The organism is Microcystis sp. M_QC_C_20170808_M3Col (genome assembly GCF_007095505.1).
GTDB lineage: Bacteria > Cyanobacteriota > Cyanobacteriia > Cyanobacteriales > Microcystaceae > Microcystis.
This window is the reverse complement of the sequence record NZ_SFBY01000262.1, coordinates 1-3,524: the sequence shown is the minus strand read 5'-3', so window position 1 is coordinate 3,524 and position 3,524 is coordinate 1. Positions and strand designations below refer to the sequence as shown.

At 42.5% G+C, this 3,524-nt stretch carries 3 protein-coding genes; all 3 read left to right on the top strand.

Annotated elements, in window-relative coordinates; translation table 11 throughout:
- The first annotated feature begins 196 nt into the window (after positions 1-196).
- The 3 genes from EWV84_RS11945 (at position 197) to EWV84_RS11935 (ending at position 3,380) form a co-directional block, all read left to right on the top strand.
- Positions 197-2,206, top strand: a complete 2,010-nt coding sequence (locus EWV84_RS11945) for an ATP-binding protein (RefSeq protein ID WP_287078166.1) — start codon at positions 197-199, stop codon at positions 2,204-2,206.
- A 74-nt stretch (positions 2,207-2,280) separates the two neighbouring features.
- Positions 2,281-2,742, top strand: coding sequence for a hypothetical protein (locus EWV84_RS11940; RefSeq protein WP_286825979.1), 462 nt, complete (start codon positions 2,281-2,283; stop codon positions 2,740-2,742).
- Positions 2,739-3,380, top strand: a complete 642-nt coding sequence (locus EWV84_RS11935; protein ID WP_287078165.1) for a hypothetical protein — start codon at positions 2,739-2,741, stop codon at positions 3,378-3,380. The genes EWV84_RS11940 and EWV84_RS11935 overlap by 4 nt, the downstream gene beginning before the upstream one ends.
- Positions 3,381-3,524: the final 144 nt, after the last annotated feature.

Genomic DNA, 3,524 nt, shown 5'->3' with positions numbered 1-3,524 from the left:
GGGGAAGTGGGGAAGTGGGGAAGTGGGGAAGTGGGGAAGTGGGGAAGTGGGGAAGTGGGGAAGTGGGGAAGTGGGGAAGTGGGGAAGTGGGGAAGTGGGGAAGTGGGGTGATGGGGAAAATCAACTAACACCCTAAAACCCTACAACCTCAACACCCAAACTTTTTTAACTGATAACTGATAACTGATAACTGATTATGAGTGATTTTGAGGAACTAGAGTCTAAAAAACGGGAAAAAGCCCTAGAAATGCAGGCACATCGCGATAATTTGCTCTCGCGGGTGACAAGATTACTAATTTCTCAAGATATCCACTTGGCGATCGATCATACCCTAGAACTGCTCTGCCAATTTACCCAGAGTGCGCGCTGTTACATTATTCAATATTCCACCTGTCGTCAGCAGTGGAGTATGGTTTATGAATACTGTCACCCCGACTATCCGCAAGTTATCCCGATTCGGGAAGAATCACAAAATCTCTCGACGGAAACCTTTCCCTGGTTTTCTGAACAATTATTAAACGGTATTCCAGTTAAACTGAACTCTTTAGACGATTTACCCGCTACTGCTATCCCTGAAAGAACTATTCTCGCTCATAGTTCTACTCCCTGTCTCTTAATCGTTCCCATGTGGGATAGTTGTGGGGTAACGGTGGGTTATCTGGGATTGGATGCAAGTGCAGAAAAGCAATGGACGAAGGAAGATGTCACCTTTGTCCGGTTGGTGGGAGAATTAATCGCGATCGCACAAAGTAGATATGAAGCGGAAAAAGGATTAAAAGAGGCTAAAGAAGCGGCAGTTAAGGCAAATAAAGCTAAAAGTGAGTTTCTAGCTAACATGAGCCACGAATTACGCACTCCTCTTAATGCTATCTTGGGTTTTACTCGCTTAATATACCGGGATAGCAGCGTCAGCAGTGAATATCGGCAATATTTGGAAATTGTCAATCGTAGCGGAGAACATTTATTAGAGTTAATCAACGATATTCTAGAAATGTCGAAGATAGAAGCGGGAAGAACGGTTTTTAATCCTAGTAATTTTGATTTATACGCTCTTTTAGATAATATTGCCGAAATGCTACGCTCACAAGCGCAAGCAAAAGCTTTAAGCTTAATTTTTGATCGCAGCTCCGATCTGCCTCAATATATATGTACTGATGAAAGTAAATTGCGACAGGTGTTAATCAATCTCTTGGGTAACGGATTGAAGTTTACTGAGTCGGGAGGGGTAACTCTCCGGGTAAAATTAGGGGAGAAAAGAGAAGATTATCAGCGATTGGTCTGGGAAATTGAAGATACAGGCGCAGGAATCGCTCCAGAGGAGATTTATAAGCTATTTCAACCCTTTAACCAAACGGAAACGGGACGAAAATCCCAACAGGGGACAGGATTGGGCTTACCTATCAGTAAAAAATTTGTTGAGTTGATGGGAGGTGCGATCGGAGTTAGTAGTATTCTGGGTCAAGGAAGTATTTTTAGTTTTGATATTCAGGTGGGTTTGGTGGGAGAAAATGAGATAAAAACCGAAACCAATAGGGCAAAAGTTATCGCTTTAGCCGAAAATCAGCCTAAATATCGCATATTAGTCGTCGATGATCGACCGGAAAGCCGTTTGCTGTTGCTGAAACTCCTGGCTACCCTAGGATTATCCGTGCAAGAGGCTGCTAATGGTCAAGAAGCGATCGCAATTTGGCAAGCATGGCAACCTCATCTTATCTGGATGGATATGAGAATGCCAGTGAAAGACGGTTACGAAGCAACTAGGGAAATTCGGCAGTTAGAGGCTGATAATCGCGGAAAAACGGTGATAATTGCCCTAACTGCCAGCGCTTTTGAAGAGGATCGCGCCTTGGTTATTGCCGCCGGTTGTGATGATTTCGTGCGTAAACCTTTCCGAGAGGAAGTTATCTGGCAAAAAATGAGCGAATATCTAGGATTAAAATATATTTATGCCGATAATGAGCCAAATCAACCCAATTATTCGCCTGTTTTCCTCGATTCCCTGCAATCGCTATTAAAATTAATCAGTCCCGCCTGGATTGGACAATTGCAACAAGCAGCGCGAGAATGTGATGATGAAAAAATTATCGCCCTAACCGCAGAAATTCCCGCCGATTATGCTATCCTTGCCCAAGGTTTACAACAGTTAGCCGGAGAATTTTCCTTTGATGCGATCAAAACCATAATTAGAGATTTAAACATATCTTAAGAGAGTATTTTATCTATATCTCAAAAACGTGATATTCTAAAGGCATAAATCCCTAAATATGGCAATTTTAAAAGATGAAACTGTTAAAAATGCTCATCGGCACTTGGTTAATACTGCCGATTTTTTCTGTTCAAGCTCAAGTCCCCTCGCTTCCACCAATTAAGCAAAATTCCCCCAATCTTGGTGATCTACCCAATGATCCCACCCAGCAGAAAAATTGGCTTTGTAACCGAGGAGATCAACGCATTGCTGTGGCTGCCAAAGAAGAGAAAGGTTGGAAAGAATTAATTGAAAAACAAGGTTGGCAATGTGGTGAAGGAAATACCGATATACCCGATCAAACTCTCGGCTTTTCCTGTGAACCAGAACAAACCCTCGGCCTCTTGACAGTTTACTGGTTAAATGGTAGTAATGGTCAACAACAATTAAGCCAATGGCGAGATAAATTAGCAGCACAACAGGGGATGGTTTGTACCATCAATAACGTGCGGTTATTCGATACTCAAGAAAATATACCCAATCCATTACAACCATGATTAAATTAGCAGTTTTACCTCAATCTATCCTCCTAGGTATCAGTTTACTATTCAATAATTCTCTGCCCTTACTTGCCCAATCTACACCCCTGAGCGTGGATAATTTAAGAAACACCGTCTATAATATTCCCAATCGGGGTTCCGTAATTGTCAGCGATGGTATTTTTCAATCCAATGAGGGACAGATTTTAGGAGTGCAAGTCAGTCGAGAAGCTTTGATGGGGGACTATAATAATGATCAAAGGACTGATGGGATTGCCGTGTTAAGAGTGATTACTAGAAATCAACAGCAATTACATTATTTAGCCCTAGTGATTGATAATAATGGTACTGCCACTAACACCGACACTGTCCTGTTAGCAGATCGAGTAATTGTCGATAATCTGAGTGCCAAAGATGGTATGATCACCGTCAACATGAGAAGATTTCTCCCCCGGGATCCTTCCTGTTGTCCGTCGGGAGTTATCACCCAACAATTTGCGATTAATCCTAGTATTAATCAATTGACTTTACTGAGTACCAACGAAAGTCAACCCACCACCCCAAATGTGCAGGTAGTTCCCGCTTCTCCCCTGAGAATTAATAATAATAATCTCCCCTTTCAACCTCCTGCTGGGGCCATCCAAATCCGCTTTTAACCTTGTTTTTGGTGCGTTACGCTGCCCTAACGCACCCTACTGGACTGTTTCAGCTAAAATAGGGCAATAGCTCGAACAAGCAGAGGACATTTTAATGGGAAGAGGTCGGCGAGATAAAGTCAATCTAACAGGGGAACAAAGAGA

Excerpts from the sequence above, each read along its gene's own strand:
- EWV84_RS11935 (WP_287078165.1), top strand. The coding sequence starts at position 2,739 with ATGATTAAATTAGCAGTTTTACCTCAATCTATCCTCCTAGGTATCAGT.
- EWV84_RS11940 (WP_286825979.1), top strand. The coding sequence starts at position 2,281 with ATGAAACTGTTAAAAATGCTCATCGGCACTTGGTTAATACTGCCGATT.
- EWV84_RS11945 (WP_287078166.1), top strand. The coding sequence starts at position 197 with ATGAGTGATTTTGAGGAACTAGAGTCTAAAAAACGGGAAAAAGCCCTA.